We start from the raw sequence: 15,187 nt of genomic DNA on the forward strand, positions 1-15,187 counted from the left end.
ACCCTAGCGGCGCGGCAGTGCCTCGCCGGTGCGGTCCTGCCGTCGGGGACCGAGCGCGTTCCCCGACCACCGGACGAGCAGGGCGATGACGACGAACCCGACCAGCATGCCGAGGCAGTACAGCGTCACGCCGCCGTACCCCCCGACCCGCCCCGGGTTGAAGAACGGGTACGCGTAGAATCCGGTGACCGCCCCGCGGACCAGCGAGTACACGACGTACGCGGCGACGATCGCCATCCACGGCACCAGCGCCGACCAGTGGATGCGTCCCCGCGGCGGCCAGACCAGCCAGTCGACCACCACGGCGAGGGGCATCACCATGTGGTGCACCACGTTCACCCAGGGCTGCAGGCCGCCGAGGTCGGCGCCGACGAGCAGCGTGTTGAACACCACGCCGACGAAGGCGAGGTACACGACCGAGGCACCGCGGACGGCGGGGGAGACCTCGCCCCGGCCCTGCCACAGGCGCACCGCCCCGACGACGAACACGACGCTCCCGAACAGGTTCGACAGGGTCGTGAAGTAGCTGAAGAAGTCCGTGATCCCGAAGTCGGTCCGGATCGCGATGGCGAACTGCGTGACGACACCGGCCACCGAGGCCGCCGCGAGCACGAGTCGGAGCGTGATGACGACGGCTCGACGGCGCATGGCGTCACCCGAGCGGGCGATGGCGCAGCGTCTCGGACGGGGCCTCGCCGTAGACGTCGGCGTAGTACCCCGAGAACCGACCCAGGTGGTTGAAGCCCCACGACTGCGCGATCGCGGCGACCGTCGTGCCGTCCGGGTCGGCCGCCAGGAGATCGGTGCGCACGCCGTGCAGCCGGGCCTCGCGGAGGAACTGCATCGGACGAACACCGACGTGCCGCTGGAACGCCGCCTGCAGTCCACGCGCGCTGACCCCGGCCGCCTCGCTCACCTCGGCGACGGTGATCGCCCGGCGGGCGTTCGCGATCATCCACTCCTTGGCGAAGCGGATCGTCGACGACCCGACCGCGGCGGTGGGCGCCGTCGACGGGGTCGCGTCGAACGCGGCCGCGACGGCGTCCGCGATCGACTGGTTCCACCGCGCCCGGTCCGACGCGGGGGTGGACGGGTCCAGGAGGCGCGGCGCGGCCTCGCCGATCCGGCTGCGGAGCCGGTGCAGCGCGTCCACCCCGAGTGTCTGCCGGAACGCGAGCCGTCGCGCCTCCTCGTCGCCGCGTCGGGCCGCCGCGATGGACTCCAGGAACGCGCCGCCGAACCGGATCGAGTGCTGCCCCGACGGCAACCCCTCGAAGCCGAAGTCGCGGCCCACCGGGTACATCACCGGGATGCCGGGCAGGAGCTGCACGGGTTCACGGCACCCGGTGTCGATCGTCATCCCCGGCGAGGTCGCCCACGCCAGGACGTAGTCGCGACCGGGGGAGATCGTGCCCCAGCGGCGCGCGGCGACGACCGAGCTGCCCATCGTCACGTCGTGGTCGCCGACGGCACGGAAGCGGAACGTGAACCCGTCACGGGCGACGTCGCCGATGTGGATGTCCCGGCTGTCGTAGACACGCTCGTACAGGGCGACGGCGTCCTCGACGGACCGACCCCGTCGGTCCACGTGGACCGGCACGACTCCCTGCTGCATACCCGACCAGTGTCCCGCATCCGGGCGCGGATCGGACCTCCACTGCGCGGGACGGCTGAGCGGGCCAGCCGCGGGGTCACCGCGCGGGGCTGCGGCGCGTGCCTGCCCCGCGGGACCGCCGAGCGCGTCGCTCGGTCAGAGGTCGAGCCGGCTCCAGACCTGCTCGCCCCGTCCGTCGTCCGGCTCCGGGTGGTCCGCCGTCGCCGCGGGGTCGCGGACGAACCCGAGCCGCTCGGCGACCCGGAACGAGGGTGCGTTCCACGCGCGGATCGTCGCCCAGAGTCGGGTGTAGCCGGCGGTCCTGGCCGCGGCGACGACGGCGCGGGCCGCCTCGGTGGCGAAGCCGTGGCCGTGTGCGTCCTGCAGGAACTCGTACGCGAGCTCGGGCTCTGCGGCCGTCGACCGACCGACGACCAGTCCGCAGTAGCCGAGGGGCGCTCCGGTGGCCGCGAGCCGGACCGGGTGGAGCGGCAGCGCCGTGCCGATCGTCGCGGCGAGCGTGCGGGTGGACTCGACGGCTGCCGCGTCGGTCGGACGGCCCGAGGTACGCGGTGTCGGCGGTTCCCCACGCCGTGCCGCCGCGGCGCTGCGCTCGGCCACGAGGTCGGCGTACCAGCCGGCGTCGGTGTCGTCCCATCCGCCGAGCACGAGCCGCGCGGTGCGCAGGGACACGGGCATCGCCATCAGTCGAGGCAGAACTCGTTGCCCTCGACGTCCTGCATGACGATGCACGACTCGTTGACCTCGTCCGCGAGCATCCGGCGGAACTGCGTCGCCCCGAGGGCGACGAGCCGGGCGCTCTCGGCGTCGAGGGCTGCGAGTCGTTCGTCGCCCACCATGCCCGTCCCGACGCGGACGTCGAGGTGCACGCGGTTCTTCACCGTCTTGCCCTCTGGCACGCGCTGGAAGAAGAGCCGTGGTCCGGCGCCGGTCGGGTCGACGCAGGCGAACGCGGATCCCTGGTGCTCGAGCGGCAGCGACCGGTCGAACGACTCCCACGTGTCGAAGCCGGGCGGTGGGGGCGGCACCACGTAGCCGAGCACCTCGCACCAGAACCGCGCCACCCGCTCGGGTTCCGCGCAGTCGAACGTCACCTGCACCTGTCGCACCGTCGCCGTCATGGCGTCACCCTAGGCTGAACGCCCCGCGACCGCCGTCCGTATGCTCGCGGCATGGCTGATTTCACCGCATCCCAGGCCGCCGTCGTCCGGATCGAGCGTGCCGAGGAGGGACGCTGGGACCTCACGGTGATCAGTGACGCCGGCGTGAAGATGGGCCACGGCGAGTACCTGTTCGACGCCGCGGACGACGACGCCGCGGGGGAGCAGGCCGCCGCCCTGGACTTCGTCCGCGACTACGGCTTCCGCTTCGAGCCCGACGCCGTGGTCGCCGACGGGCCGGATGCGTACTGGGCCCCGCTGCTGCCGGTCGACGCCCGGTAGGCGCGGGTCCGCCCTCAGAGCGACGCGACGAGCGCTTCGACCCGGGCCTTGATCGCGTCTCGGATCGGTCGGACGTCCTCGAGGGGCAGTCCCGCCGGGTCGTCGAGCGTCCAGTCCTCGTAGCGCTTCCCGGGGAACACCGGGCAGGCGTCGCCGCAGCCCATCGTGATGACGACGTCCGACTCCCGGACGGCGTCGGTCTCGAGAACCGCAGGCGTGGTACCGGCGATGTCGATGCCCGCCTCCGCCATGGCCTGCACCGCCACGGCGTTCACCCGGTCCGCGGGTTCGCTGCCGGCCGAGCGGACCCGGACCCGGTCGCCGGCGAGTTCGCGGAGCCACCCGGCGGCCATCTGCGACCGTCCGGCGTTGTGCACGCAGACGAAGAGCACCGTGGGCTGGTCGGTCATGCCGTCGCCGACGCCTCGTAGCCGATCAGCCACGTGATGCCGAACCGGTCGCGCACCGTGCCGTCCCAGTCGCCCCACGGGCGTTCCTGCAGCGCCTCGACGACGGTGCCGTCCGAGGCGAGGTCGTCGTACCACCGGCGCAGGACGTCGGGCGTCGCGGCGCCGAGGAGCGAGAACATCAGCCCGGTGGCGGTGAACGGGGTGTCGTCGGAACCCGCGTCGGCGGCGAAGAGCTGGAGTCCACCGACGAGTTGCCCGTGCGCGACCGCGTCGGACGGGCCGTCCGCGCGGGAGAAGTCGGCGAAGGTCGCGATCCGCACCTCGCCGCCGAACACCCGCTGCCACCGTTCGAGCGCCGGTCGCGCGGTGCCGTCGAGGAGGAAGTAGGGCGAGGGCCCGCTCAGGTTCATGCCCGGACGATACCCGCTCCGGGCCTCAGTGGAACAGACCGAGCGCCTCGTCCACCACGTCCTCCGGCCGGCCGTCCCCGTGCAGTGCCCACCAGGTGAGCGCGGCGCTCGCCGCCGCGGCCAGCGCGTGTGCCCGCACGGTCGTCGTGAGGCCGTCGACCGCGCTGCCGTCACGCTCCGCGACGAAGCGCTCGATGACCCCGGTGAGGGCGGTCGACGCGGCGTCGACGCCGCGTTCGAGCGACGGGTTCGCCCGGATCACCCGGAGTCGGTGCCGCGTGACCTCGACGGCGTCGTCCGGGAATGTCGCCCCGATCCGGTAGGCCGCACGGAGCGCGACCCACGCGGACTCGCTCGCCGGACGGAGCCGCAGGGCGTCGGTGAACCGGGTCGCGAACTCGTCGAGACCGCCCCACACCAGCGCGGCCTTGCTCGGGAACAGCCGGAACAGCGACCGACGGCTGATCCCGGCGGCCGCGGCGACGTTGTCCATCGACACCGCGTCGAAGCCCTGCTCGTCGAACAGCCGCAGGGCGACCAGGGACACCGCCGCCGGGTCGATCGTGCGGGGGCGCCCGGTCGGACGGTCACTCGTCGAGCTCATCGATTCCTTTCGGCACTGAGTGCTATAACCAGCATGGCGCATCGAGCGCCTCTCAGTGAGGAGACGACATGACCGACACCACCGCCGGACGGTTCACCGGCAGCACCATCATCGTCACCGGAGCGGGCTCCGGCATCGGACGCGCCACGGCGACGCGGATCGCGAACGAAGGCGGACGCGTGATCGCCACCGACGTCGTCGCCGAGCGGCTGGACGCACTCCGCTCGGAGCTGTCCGGGCTCGCGGGCACCGTCGAGACCGTGGTCGGGGACGTCGCCGCCGCCGACACCATCGACGCCGTCCTGGCGGCGGCGGGGGACCGCGTCGACGGGCTCGCGAACGTCGCCGGCATCATGGACGCGTTCCTGCCGCCGAGCGAGGTCGACGACGCGACCTGGGACCGCGTGTTCAGCGTCAACGTCACCGGGCCGATGCGGCTCACCCGGGCCGTCCTGCCGCTGATGATCGCCGCCGGACGCGGTGCGGTCGTCAACGTCGCGTCCGAGGCGGCGCTCCGGGCCTCCGCCGCCGGGGCCGCGTACACGGCGTCGAAGCACGCGATCGCCGGGCTCACGAAGAGCGTCGCGTTCTTCCACGGGCCGCAGGGCATCCGCGCCAACGCGGTCGCGCCGGGCGCAGTGGCCACGAACATCGAGGCGCCGATGCGCAGCGAGTACGCCGCGGGTCGGGTGGGCCCGATCATGCAGGTCGCGATCCCGCCGGTCGCGCAGCCCGAGCAGCTCGCGGCCGCGATCACCTGGCTGCTCAGCGACGACTCGGCCAACGTCAACGGTGCGGTGCTGCCGAGCGACGGGGGCTGGTCGGTGGTCTGACGCGACCGTCCGACGGACTGGAGGCGCGGGGCGGCCCTGCCCCGCGCCTCCGGTCCGCGAACGACGTCGGAGCAGCTCCCGCCGCTCACGCACGCATGACGCGTCGCGGTGTGCGCCGTTGCACACCGCGACGCGGGTCCACGCGCGGGCTCAGGCCCGGTGGCGGCTCCGGCGGAGGCGTCGGATCCCGAGGAGCGCGGCGCCGGCGGCGAGCAGGCCCGCGGCCCACCCGATCGGTGCCGAGGTGTCCGCGCCCGTGTACGCCAGCTGGTCGGTCGTCGCGACCGGGGTGGCCGAGGCGACCGGTGCCGTCGCAGGCTCGACGACACGGACCTCGGCCGGGAGCGCGACGGACTGCGTCGGGGCGTCCGGCACGCTGACGGGTGTCGTCGGTGTGCTGGGCGTCGTCGGCGTGCTCGGGGTCGTCGGGGTCGTCGGGGTCGTCGGGGTGCTCGGGGTGGCGACCACCTGCACCGGGAACGACACCGAGACGCAGTCGACGGTGACCGTGATGACGTGCGGCGAGGCGTGCGGGAACGACACCGTGAACCCGGCGTCCGTCTTCGTGACCACGTCAGAGTCAACGTCCGAGGTGACCTGGGCGACGTCCGTCACGTCGACCCGGTTCCAGTTCGCGTCGAACGCCCACGGGACGACCGTGATCGATCCGCCCTGGTCGACCGAGATCGGGGCGGGGGAGGTCGAGCCGTCCGGGGCCACCCACGTGTACGACCCGTCCGAGGCCGCCGGTACGGCGTACACCGCTGCTCCGAGGTGCGCCGGGGCGGTCGGCTCGACGGTGATGCGGATCCACTGGGTGGCGGAACCGCAGTCGTTCGTCGCGGTCACGAGCGCGGTGAAGGTCCCGGCCGTGGTCGGGACGCCGCCGAGGACACCGTGGCGGAACCACAGCCCGTCGGGCAGGACGACCGGGCCGCCCTCGACGGTGGTGAGCGTGTAGGTCGCGCCCTCGCCGTCGGTGGCGCGGAGGTCTGCCGTGAACCGCTCGCCGGCCTGCACGGTCGGCAGGACGACGGGTGCGGACTGCGACGACGTCGACGGGTACGACGGCGCCGTGCCGTGCTGGTCGCCACGACCGTGGCCGCCGGGCTTCCCGGGCTTCCCGGGCTTCCCGGACTGCTCGGTCCCGCCGGGCGTCGTCGTCGGGGTGCTCGTCGGCGTCTGCCGCGTCGGGGCGGTGGTCGTCGACGTCGGCGTCGGTGCCGTCGTCTCCGGTGCCGTCGTCGCTGGTGATGGGGTCGGCGCAGGGGAAGCATCGGCGGCAGCGGGGGTCTCCGACGCGGGGGCGGTGTTCGAGGGCGCGCTCGACGTGGGGGCGGCGGGCGCTGCGGCGTCCGTCGTCGTGTCGGTCGGGGCGGACGTCGTCGTCGACGTCGGGTTGGACGTCGTCGTCGACGTCGTGGACGGTGCCGTGGTGGTCACGGCCGTCGCGGGCAGGATGCCGAACGCGGTGGTGACCAGGACGGTACCGGTGGCGACGGTGATGAGTGCTGCGGTTCGACAGCTCGGGCGGTGCTGCATCGGGTGGGACTCCTCGACGTGCGTGCCGGTCGTCGTGACGATCGGGACCAGCCGTCGGGTACGGCCGGTGCACGGAGCGTAGGCATGCTTCGAGCCGGCCAGGAGGACTCCTGCGGGATGCCGAACGCGACCTGTGGGACCACGCAGCACCGCGGGTTGCCGCAATCCTGCACCCCCGTTGCGCGCCGTGCGTTGCGGGGCCGTGATGCGCCTCCAGGCCCGGTCGCCCGGCGTCGGCGGACGCGAGTGTCGACGCGGAACGACGAGTCCGACGTCGTACGACGTCGGACTCGTCGCCCGCCCGCGTGCGCAACCGGCAGCGTCCGCAACGAACGACAGGACCGCTGTCGTACGACATCGACGGAGTCGTTCCACAGCGGCGCCCGACCGCCGCCGCGACGCCCGTCAGCACGCCGCGACGCCCGCCCGACGCCGCGCGCGACGACCTCAGGCTGCGGCCAGCGCGCCCATCTCGGCGACCACGGCGCCCAGCCGGACCGTGAGCTCCTCGGTGCTGCCGACGGTCTCGCGGTGCGCGACCTCCGTCAGCGCCGACATCACGAGCGCCACCGCGGTCCGCGCCGTCCGCTCGTCGGTCCGCGTGCCGACCACCGTGAGGAGCGACTGCCGCGACTCGGCCATCCACTGCATCACCATCGGGGTCATCTCCGGTCGGAGCAGCAGCAGCTCCTTCATCCGTCGGCGGTCCTGGGACAGCGGCACGGCGCGGGCGACGAGCCGGCAGAGGTCGTCGACGAGGCGGCCGTCGGCAGCGGCGAACCAGGTCGCGGCGTCGGCGGGGACCTCGACGGTGTCGAGGCCGAGCGCCGCGTGCGCCTTCGACGTGAAGTAGTTGAAGAAGGTGCGCGGGGAGACGTCGGCGTCCGCGCAGATCTGCTCGACGGTGACCCCGTCGAGCCCGTGCGCGGAGACGAGCGTCAGTGCGGCGTCGTGCAGCGCCTGCCTGGTCTGCTGCTTCTTGCGTTCGCGCAGCGTGCACGGCTCCGTTGCCGTCGCCGCCGGGGTGGTGGTCACGGGGACTCCCTGGGTGGTGGTGTGTGGGACGCCCGCCCGGAAAGGGGGCACGGACGGACGCCCCGGTCGGTCACCGACGCTGCTGCGTCGGTGTGGAGCCGGTCATCGGACCGGTGAAGGAGCCCGCCTCGGCGGCGGCCATCCCCGCGGACACCTCGAGGTCGTCCTCGGGCGAGCGGCCTGACGCGGCGGAGTCGCCGGACCCGCCGGACGCGCCGGACCCGGACCCGGACCCGGCCGCGTCCGCCCGCTCCTGCAGGGCCGAGCGGGCCCGGAGCGGCGGCACCCGGAAGAACCAGGTCAGCACGAAGGCGAGCAGGATCACGCCGAGGCCGACCCAGTAGATCGTCACCGACGAGGCGTTGAACCCCGCCATGAACGGACGCGTGAGGCGGCTGTCGGCACCGGTCAGGAACGAGGTGTCGTTCGTGCTGATCGTGCTGGTTCCCGAACCGCTGCCGTCGTCGACCTGCTTCGCGACCGCGGGGGTGAGCTCTCCGACCCAGTAGGAGCGCTGCGCGGCGTCCGACCAGTCGACCGTCAGCGACCCGTCCTGCACGGTCGCGTGCGCCGTGTCGGCGGCGGCTGCGAGGGCCTCGTCGCGGACGGCTGCCGGTGCGCCGGTCGTCGCCTGCTCCACCTGTGCGGTGACGTCGTCGAGCGAGGACTGCACGTTCTGCTCGAGCGGGGTGACGATCGGCGTCCAGATCGTCGCCATGGCACCGCGGTTCTCGGGCGCCGTGGCCACCGCCGGGTTCGTGGCGGCGTCGAGTGCCGCACGGAGGTCGGTGCGGTTCGCGGTCGCGTGCAGGATGTTCGACGGCATCACCGAGAACAGGATCGACAGCAGCACCGCGGTGCCGAGCGTGCCGCCGATCTGCCGGAAGAACGTGGCGGACGAGGTCGCGACGCCCATGTCCCGGGCCTCGACGGAGCCCTGCGACGCCAGGGTGAGCGACTGCATGACCGAGCCGAGCCCGAGGCCGATGAGGAACATGCCGATCATCAGGAACCAGAGCGGCTTGTCGATCGACATGAACGTCAGGACGACGTAGCCGGAGGACACCAGCGCGGTGCCGATGACCGGGAAGATCCGGTACCGGCCGACCCGGGCGACGATCTGGCCGGAGGTGATCGAGGCGATCATGAGCCCGCCGACCAGGGGGAGCGTGGCGAACCCGGACTCGGTCGGGGTCAGGCCGACGACGATCTGCAGGTAGAGCGGGATGGTCAGCATGGCGCCGAACATCGCGAAGCCGACCAGGAATCCGATGACGGTGGCCATCGAGAAGGTGCCCGAGCGGAACAGCTTGAGCGGGATGATCGCGGCGTCGCCCATCTTCGACTCGACGAGCAGCAGCCCGATCAACCCGACCACGCCGATGACGTAGCAGGCGATCGCGGCGGGCGAACCCCAGCCCCAGGTGCGGCCCTGCTCGGCCACCAGCAGGAGCGGGACGAGCGTGACGATGACGCCCGTGGCGCCCCACCAGTCGACCTTCGGCTTGACGTCGTCGCCGCCGTGCACCTTCGGCAGGTGCAGGAAGACGAGCACCATGACGAGCGCGGCGATGCCGATCGGGACGTTGATCAGGAGGACCCAGCGCCAGCCGGTGATCCAGAGGATCTCGGAGGAGCCCGCGAGCAGCCCGCCGATGAGCGGGCCGATGACGCTCGAGATGCCGAACACGGCCAGGAAGTAGCCCTGGTACTTCGCGCGCTCGCGGGGAGCGAGGATGTCGCCCATGATCGCCAGCGGCAACGACATGAGCGCGCCGGCGCCGATGCCCTGCACGGCACGGAACGCCGCGAGCATGAGCATCGAGGTCGACATCGAGGACAGCACCGCGCCGACGATGAAGACGACGATGCCGAAGATGTACAGCGGACGACGGCCGAAGATGTCGGAGAGCTTGCCGTAGATCGGCGTCGCGATCGTCGAGGTGATCAGGTACGCCGTCGTGACCCAGGCCTGCTGGTCGAGCCCGTGCAGGTCGTCACCGATCGTCCGGATCGCCGTGCCGAACACCGTCTGGCCGAGCGAGGACAGGAACATGCCCGCCATCAGCCCGTAGATCACGAGGAGGATCTGGCGGTGGGTCATCAGCGGCTGCTGGCCGGCTGCGGCGGAGTCCGTGGGGACCCCGGCTGCGCGTCGGCCGTGCTGCACCGGGACGGGTGCGGTGGCGGTCATCGAGCTCCTTGCTTCGTGCTGTGTTTCCTGCTGTGAAAGTTTGCAGACCGCGCAACGATACATCCATTGCTTCCGGCAAGCAACTAAATCCGGCCACTACGCTGACGGGGTGACCGAGGAACGGGACGACGCCGAGCGACTGCTGCGCGCGCAGCTCGACCGGTTGTGGGTCCGACAGACCCTCCGGTCGTCGATCATCGAGTCGCGCGGGGGACTCGACCCCACGGCACGCGTCATCCTGCGGGCGGTCGACCACTTCGGAGCCGTCCGGTCGATGGCCATCGCGGACGCGACCGGGTTGTCCCGCCCGGTGATCAGCCGTCGCGTGGCGTCCCTCGTCGAGTCCGGGTACCTCGGGACCGCACCGGACCCGGCGGACGGACGCGCCAGCCTCGTCTCGATCGCCCCGGCCGGTCGCACGCTCCTCGACACGCTCGACGTCGCCGGGGCCGAGGTCTTCGACGACCTCACCCAGGCCTTCGCCACCGGGGAACTGCACAGCCTCGCCGAGCTCCTCGGTCGGCTGAACGACCGCGCCGACGCGGTCCTCGGCATCGGGCCGACCGACCGGCGCGACGCGTCCTGAGCGCGCGCCGCGCGCCCTGCAGGTGACCGGTGGACGGACGGGAGGCGCGGTGCCGGCCCGCCCCGATCCTCCAGTCCGTCACTGCGGAGCGAGTATTCGAGATACCGTTTCCGCATGAGCACGGACACCGCCACCACCACCGAGACCGCCGACGAGGGGCCCGTGGTGACCTTCGCCGACCTCGGCCTGAGCGACCCGGTGCTCAAGGCCGTCAAGGACATCGGCTACGAGACGCCCTCCGCCATCCAGGAAGCCACCATCCCGACACTGCTCGCGGGGCGCGACGTCGTCGGCCTCGCGCAGACCGGAACCGGCAAGACCGCGGCGTTCGCGCTGCCGATCCTGTCCCGCATGGAGGCCGGTGCCAAGGTGCCGCAGGCGCTCGTGCTGTCGCCCACCCGCGAGCTCGCGCTGCAGGTCTGCGAGGCGTTCGAGCAGTTCGCGTCGCACATGAAGCACGTGCACGTCCTGCCCGTGTACGGCGGCCAGGCGTACGGCGTGCAGCTGTCCGCCCTGCGCCGCGGCGTCGACGTCGTCGTCGGTACCCCCGGTCGCATCATGGACCACATCGCCAAGGGCACCCTCGACCTCTCCGAGCTGAAGTACCTCGTGCTCGACGAGGCCGACGAGATGCTCAAGATGGGCTTCGCCGAGGACGTCGAGACGATCCTCGCCGAGACCCCGGACGACAAGCAGGTCGCGCTGTTCTCCGCGACGATGCCGGCCCAGATCCGCCGCATCTCGCAGCAGTACCTCACCGACCCGGCCGAGATCACCGTCAAGACGAAGACGAAGACCGCGGCGAACATCACGCAGCGGTACCTCATGGTGTCGTACCCGCAGAAGGTCGACGCGCTCACCCGCATCCTCGAGGTCGAGGACTTCGAGGGCATGATCATCTTCGTCCGCACGAAGAGCGAGACCGAGACGCTCGCCGAGAAGCTCCGCGCGCGCGGGTACGCCGCCGCGGCCATCAGCGGCGACGTCGCGCAGGCCCAGCGCGAGCGCACGGTCAACCAGCTGAAGTCCGGCAAGCTCGACATCCTGGTCGCCACCGACGTCGCCGCCCGTGGCCTCGACGTCGACCGCATCACGCACGTCGTGAACTACGACATCCCCGTCGACATCGAGTCGTACGTGCACCGCATCGGCCGGACCGGTCGCGCGGGCCGCAAGGGCGACTCGATCAGCTTCGTCACCCCGCGCGAGCGTCGCCTGCTGTCCGCGATCGAACGGCACACCAAGCAGCCGCTCACGCAGATGCAGCTCCCGACGATCGAGGACGTCAACGAGACGCGCCTCACCCGCTTCGACGACGCCATCACCGCCGCGCTCGAGCAGCAGGACCGGATCACGGCGTTCCGCGACATCATCGCGCACTACGTCGAGCACCACGACGTGCCGGCCGACGACGTCGCCGCCGCGCTGGCCGTCGTCGCGCAGGGCGAGGACCCGCTGCTGCTCGACCCCGCGTCGGACGCCCTCCGCAACCAGGTGGACCGGGACCAGCGTCGCGGTGACCGCCGCGACGACGACCGTGGCGCACGCGGCGATCGCGCGGACCGCGGTGACCGTGGGGACCGCGGGCCGCGTCGCTCGCAGCCGATGACCGCGTACCGCATCGAGGTCGGCCGCCGCCACCGCGTCGAGCCCCGCCAGATCGTCGGCGCGCTCGCGAACGAGGGCGGGCTGCGCCGCGACGACTTCGGCGCGATCCAGATCCGTCCGGACTTCTCGATCGTGGAGCTGCCGGCCGACATGGACGGCGGCGTGCTCGACCGCCTGACGGACACCCGGATCAGCGGGAAGCTCATCGAGATCAAGCCCGACCGTCGTGGGGGCGGCGGCGGTGCGCGCCGCTTCGACCGCGACGACCGCGGCCCGCGCCGCGACGACCGCGACGACCGCGGACCGCGCAAGCCCCGCTACTGACGCACGTCCGCTGCGGACGGGAGGCGCGGTGCCGGCCGGCACCGCGCCTCCCGTCCGTCTTGCGGGATGGCGCACGACGGACCGCACGATCCGCTCCCGACCGCCCCGGAGCGCCCGAACGGTGGTGTGATGCCTGCAGCCGCGGCGCAGGCAAGCCGCGGAGACGACAGGGGATCGATCGTGTACAGAGCAGTGCTCACCGTCGCGGCCGCCGCGGCGCTGGTGATCGGGGGAGTGACGCCCGCTGTGGCCACTCCGTCGTCGAGGCTCCCGGGAGCCCCGACGTCCGTGCAGGTCAGCGGTGCCGGTGACGGCGCCGCCGTGACGTGGAACGCACCGCGGTCCGGGGTGACGCCCACCGGCTACCGAGTGACCGTGTCACCCGGGACGAACCAGGCCGATCGCGGCGTCGACCGGCTGCCGGCGTCCGCCCGCACGGATCGCTTCGGCTGGATCCGGGCCGGCGTCACGTACTCGTTCACCGTCCGGGCGACGACCGCCCGTGGACACGGCCCCGAGGTGCGCGTCCGCTACACCGCGCCCCGGACGACCACCGTCGCGCAGTCGCTGTACGGCCTCGACGCGTCCGGCGCCGTCGTCCGCTTCCCGACCTCGGGCAGCGGCGCCGCACGGACCGTCGCGGCGTCCGGTGCGGGCTACACGGCGGACGACGTCGGTGACGTGTTCGTGCCCTCGTCCGACGGGACCAAGATCCGCATGTACCCGGCGCGCGGCGGTGCGCCGAGGGTCATCGCGACCGGACTGCACCTCACGGCCGACCTGCGGTCCGACGTCGCCGGCAACCTCTACTGGGTGGACTCGGTGTCGGGCGCGATCACCAAGCTCGGGCTGAAGGGCACCACGACCACGGTCCTCCCCGCGAGCGGGACGAAGTGGACGGTCGGTCGGGACGGCACCGTCACGACCTACACCCCGACGAGCACCGGTGGCAGCGTGGTGACCGCCACCCCGGGCGGCGCCGTGCAGACGCGCGAGGTGGCCACGTCGTACCGGAACGCGATCGGCTACTTCACGGACGTGCTGTCGGACGGCACGGGCACGCTCTACGTCACCTACCGCGCGTTCGGTGGCAGTGGCTACAACGGTTGGTGGTCGCTGGCGCCGGGCTCCTCCACGCTCGAACCGGTGAACACGAGGCTGGCGTACCAGTACAGCGCGACGAACAACGACTCCCTGGTCCTCGGGCAGTCCGCCGAGTGGTGCGCCGCGATCGCCGAGCAGGGCCCGCCGAACCCCTGCGTCGCCGACCACACGGTGACCCACCTGTTCTCGCAGGACGCGTCCGGCGTGCAGGAGGACCTCCCGACCAGCGGCGTGCTCGCCCGGTCGAACGGGCTGTGGCTCGGCGCTGCCGACACCGCGGGCGACCTGTTCGTCGACGCTGCGGACGGCCTGTGGCGCATCCCGGCAGCGGGCGGTGCCGCGCAGCAGGTCTCGACGGCGCAGTACTCGCGGCTGCTCGTGATCTGAGGCGACCCGGCGAACGGCGGGAGGTCGGTGCGGGCTCGCACCGCGCCTCCCGTCCACTCATCGTCGGGTGAGTTCGTCCATCCGGGTGACGAGCCGCTCGAGCGTCGTCAGGAGCGCCTGTACCTGCGTCTCGCTGACGCGCGAGGCGGAGTACTGGAAGTTGGTCTTCTCGTCGAGCAGACGCTTCAGGTGGACGCCCGGTTGCCGATCGGGCCGACACGCCTCGTCGACCAGGCGTCGGGTCTCACCGTGGTCCTCGCCGGCGTGCCGCATGCCGAGCAGGTGCCCGCAGATCGCGTCCGCGGCGGCGATGCCGCCCAGGACGGCGTTCGAGCCGCTGACCTTGCGGTCGGCGGGGTCGTCCGACGTGGCGAGCAGTTTCGCGGCCTCGAGGTACGCCACGGCCTCGTCGCGACGGGCGGCGACGTCGATCGCGGACATCGGTCGGGTGCGCGGCGGCATCAGAGCAGGGACCGGAGGTCGGCGCCGTAGACGGTGCGGGCGTCGGTGCGGAGCGAGTCGACGATCGGGTCCCGGGCGTCGACGGCTGCGCGGAGCTGGTCCCGGGTGAAGTCGAGCACGGAGCAGTCGTTGCCGGTCCAGGTCCGGACGCGATCGCCGAGCAGCACCGCGAACTCGTCGACCGATGCCGTCTCGGAGACCAGGACGAGGTCGACGTCCGAGTCGTCGTCCGCCGTCCCGCGTGCGACCGAACCGAACACCGCGACCGAGAGCACCTCCGGTCGGTGGTTCGCGACGAGCTCGACGACCCGGCGCTCGAGTTCGCTCCCGGCGTCGAGCGAGAGCTGGATCGCGGGCCACAGGAGGTGTTCGCGATTCGCTCGGTAGACCGACCGCTGCAGCCCACGTTCGACGCTGACCAGGCCGATCGACTCGAGTTTGTCGAGCGCCCGCTTGGTCGTGGTGTGCTGCGCGGCCCCGGTCAGGCGCGCGACCTGACGGCCCGTCATACCGGTTTCGGTGCGCGCGAGGACGCGGAGTGCTCCGGCCTGCGAATCGGCCAGGAGCGACGCGAGGGGGTCCACCAGTCTCATGGCGACAGCGTACACATTTCCGCACCACATGGTGCGGA

18 protein-coding genes are annotated in these 15,187 nt (G+C 72.4%); 6 read left to right on the forward strand and 12 right to left on the reverse strand.

Annotated elements, in window-relative coordinates; genetic code table 11:
- Window positions 1–3: 3 nt before the first annotated feature.
- From ACRQ4B_RS06285 to ACRQ4B_RS06300, 4 genes are all read right to left on the reverse strand, one after another.
- Window positions 4–648, reverse strand: a complete 645-nt coding sequence (locus ACRQ4B_RS06285) for a Pr6Pr family membrane protein (RefSeq protein ID WP_439693833.1) — start codon at window positions 646–648, stop codon at window positions 4–6.
- 4 nt (window positions 649–652) lie between these two features.
- Window positions 653–1,600 carry a helix-turn-helix domain-containing protein gene (locus ACRQ4B_RS06290; RefSeq protein ID WP_439693834.1) on the reverse strand — a complete coding sequence of 316 codons (948 nt, stop codon included), beginning with the start codon at window positions 1,598–1,600 and terminating at the stop codon, window positions 653–655.
- 150 nt (window positions 1,601–1,750) lie between these two features.
- On the reverse strand, window positions 1,751–2,293 hold the full coding sequence (locus ACRQ4B_RS06295; protein WP_439693835.1) for a GNAT family N-acetyltransferase: 543 nt from the start codon (window positions 2,291–2,293) through the stop codon (window positions 1,751–1,753).
- A gap of 5 nt (window positions 2,294–2,298) precedes the next feature.
- On the reverse strand, window positions 2,299–2,736 hold the full coding sequence (locus ACRQ4B_RS06300; protein ID WP_439693836.1) for a VOC family protein: 438 nt from the start codon (window positions 2,734–2,736) through the stop codon (window positions 2,299–2,301).
- Window positions 2,737–2,787: 51 nt separating this feature from the next.
- On the opposite strand from ACRQ4B_RS06300, the gene ACRQ4B_RS06305 reads away from it, so the two are divergent.
- On the forward strand, window positions 2,788–3,057 hold the full coding sequence (locus ACRQ4B_RS06305) for a hypothetical protein (protein WP_439693837.1): 270 nt from the start codon (window positions 2,788–2,790) through the stop codon (window positions 3,055–3,057).
- Between the two features lie 14 nt (window positions 3,058–3,071).
- On the opposite strand, the gene ACRQ4B_RS06310 is transcribed toward ACRQ4B_RS06305, so the two are convergent.
- From ACRQ4B_RS06310 to ACRQ4B_RS06320, 3 genes are read right to left on the reverse strand one after another with little or no spacing between them, the layout of a single operon-like run.
- Complete coding sequence (locus ACRQ4B_RS06310) at window positions 3,072–3,467, reverse strand: arsenate reductase ArsC (RefSeq protein WP_439693838.1); 396 nt, start codon at window positions 3,465–3,467, stop codon at window positions 3,072–3,074.
- A complete protein-coding gene (locus ACRQ4B_RS06315; RefSeq protein ID WP_439693839.1) occupies window positions 3,464–3,877 on the reverse strand; it encodes a VOC family protein in 414 nt (137 codons plus the stop codon). The genes ACRQ4B_RS06310 and ACRQ4B_RS06315 overlap by 4 nt, the downstream gene beginning before the upstream one ends.
- A gap of 25 nt (window positions 3,878–3,902) precedes the next feature.
- Window positions 3,903–4,481 carry a TetR family transcriptional regulator gene (locus tag ACRQ4B_RS06320; RefSeq protein ID WP_439693840.1) on the reverse strand — a complete coding sequence of 193 codons (579 nt, stop codon included), beginning with the start codon at window positions 4,479–4,481 and terminating at the stop codon, window positions 3,903–3,905.
- 68 nt (window positions 4,482–4,549) lie between these two features.
- On the opposite strand from ACRQ4B_RS06320, the gene ACRQ4B_RS06325 reads away from it, so the two are divergent.
- A complete protein-coding gene (locus tag ACRQ4B_RS06325; RefSeq protein WP_439693841.1) occupies window positions 4,550–5,314 on the forward strand; it encodes an SDR family NAD(P)-dependent oxidoreductase in 765 nt (254 codons plus the stop codon).
- Between the two features lie 150 nt (window positions 5,315–5,464).
- Here ACRQ4B_RS06325 and ACRQ4B_RS06330 read toward each other — a convergent pair whose 3' ends face one another.
- Complete coding sequence (locus ACRQ4B_RS06330) at window positions 5,465–6,334, reverse strand: PKD domain-containing protein (protein WP_439693842.1); 870 nt, start codon at window positions 6,332–6,334, stop codon at window positions 5,465–5,467.
- Between ACRQ4B_RS06330 and ACRQ4B_RS06335 the strand changes: the two genes are divergently transcribed.
- Window positions 6,312–6,938, forward strand: a complete 627-nt coding sequence (locus tag ACRQ4B_RS06335) for a hypothetical protein (protein ID WP_439693843.1) — start codon at window positions 6,312–6,314, stop codon at window positions 6,936–6,938. The two genes, ACRQ4B_RS06330 and ACRQ4B_RS06335, sit on opposite strands and share 23 nt — an antisense overlap.
- A gap of 365 nt (window positions 6,939–7,303) precedes the next feature.
- On the opposite strand, the gene ACRQ4B_RS06340 is transcribed toward ACRQ4B_RS06335, so the two are convergent.
- The gene (locus tag ACRQ4B_RS06340; RefSeq protein ID WP_439693844.1) at window positions 7,304–7,891 is read right to left on the reverse strand and encodes a TetR/AcrR family transcriptional regulator; all 588 of its coding nucleotides are present in this window, start codon (window positions 7,889–7,891) and stop codon (window positions 7,304–7,306) included.
- 70 nt (window positions 7,892–7,961) lie between these two features.
- On the reverse strand, window positions 7,962–10,085 hold the full coding sequence (locus ACRQ4B_RS06345; RefSeq protein ID WP_439693845.1) for an MDR family MFS transporter: 2,124 nt from the start codon (window positions 10,083–10,085) through the stop codon (window positions 7,962–7,964).
- A gap of 109 nt (window positions 10,086–10,194) precedes the next feature.
- Between ACRQ4B_RS06345 and ACRQ4B_RS06350 the strand changes: the two genes are divergently transcribed.
- The 3 genes from ACRQ4B_RS06350 (at window position 10,195) to ACRQ4B_RS06360 (ending at window position 14,094) form a co-directional block, all read left to right on the forward strand.
- Complete coding sequence (locus ACRQ4B_RS06350) at window positions 10,195–10,671, forward strand: MarR family winged helix-turn-helix transcriptional regulator (protein ID WP_439693846.1); 477 nt, start codon at window positions 10,195–10,197, stop codon at window positions 10,669–10,671.
- A 114-nt stretch (window positions 10,672–10,785) separates the two neighbouring features.
- Window positions 10,786–12,603, forward strand: a complete 1,818-nt coding sequence (locus tag ACRQ4B_RS06355) for a DEAD/DEAH box helicase (protein WP_439693847.1) — start codon at window positions 10,786–10,788, stop codon at window positions 12,601–12,603.
- A 180-nt stretch (window positions 12,604–12,783) separates the two neighbouring features.
- Complete coding sequence (locus tag ACRQ4B_RS06360) at window positions 12,784–14,094, forward strand: fibronectin type III domain-containing protein (RefSeq protein WP_439693848.1); 1,311 nt, start codon at window positions 12,784–12,786, stop codon at window positions 14,092–14,094.
- Between the two features lie 57 nt (window positions 14,095–14,151).
- On the opposite strand, the gene ACRQ4B_RS06365 is transcribed toward ACRQ4B_RS06360, so the two are convergent.
- Together ACRQ4B_RS06365 and ACRQ4B_RS06370 are read right to left on the reverse strand one after the other, a co-directional pair.
- Window positions 14,152–14,556, reverse strand: a complete 405-nt coding sequence (locus tag ACRQ4B_RS06365) for a hypothetical protein (protein ID WP_439693849.1) — start codon at window positions 14,554–14,556, stop codon at window positions 14,152–14,154.
- Window positions 14,556–15,149 (reverse strand): nucleotidyltransferase domain-containing protein, encoded by a 594-nt coding sequence (locus tag ACRQ4B_RS06370; protein ID WP_439693850.1) that lies wholly within the window; start codon window positions 15,147–15,149, stop codon window positions 14,556–14,558. The genes ACRQ4B_RS06365 and ACRQ4B_RS06370 overlap by 1 nt, the downstream gene beginning before the upstream one ends.
- Between the last annotated feature and the right edge of the window lie 38 nt (window positions 15,150–15,187).

The organism is Curtobacterium sp. SP.BCo, assembly GCF_051903265.1.
In the GTDB taxonomy this organism is placed as follows: domain Bacteria; phylum Actinomycetota; class Actinomycetes; order Actinomycetales; family Microbacteriaceae; genus Curtobacterium.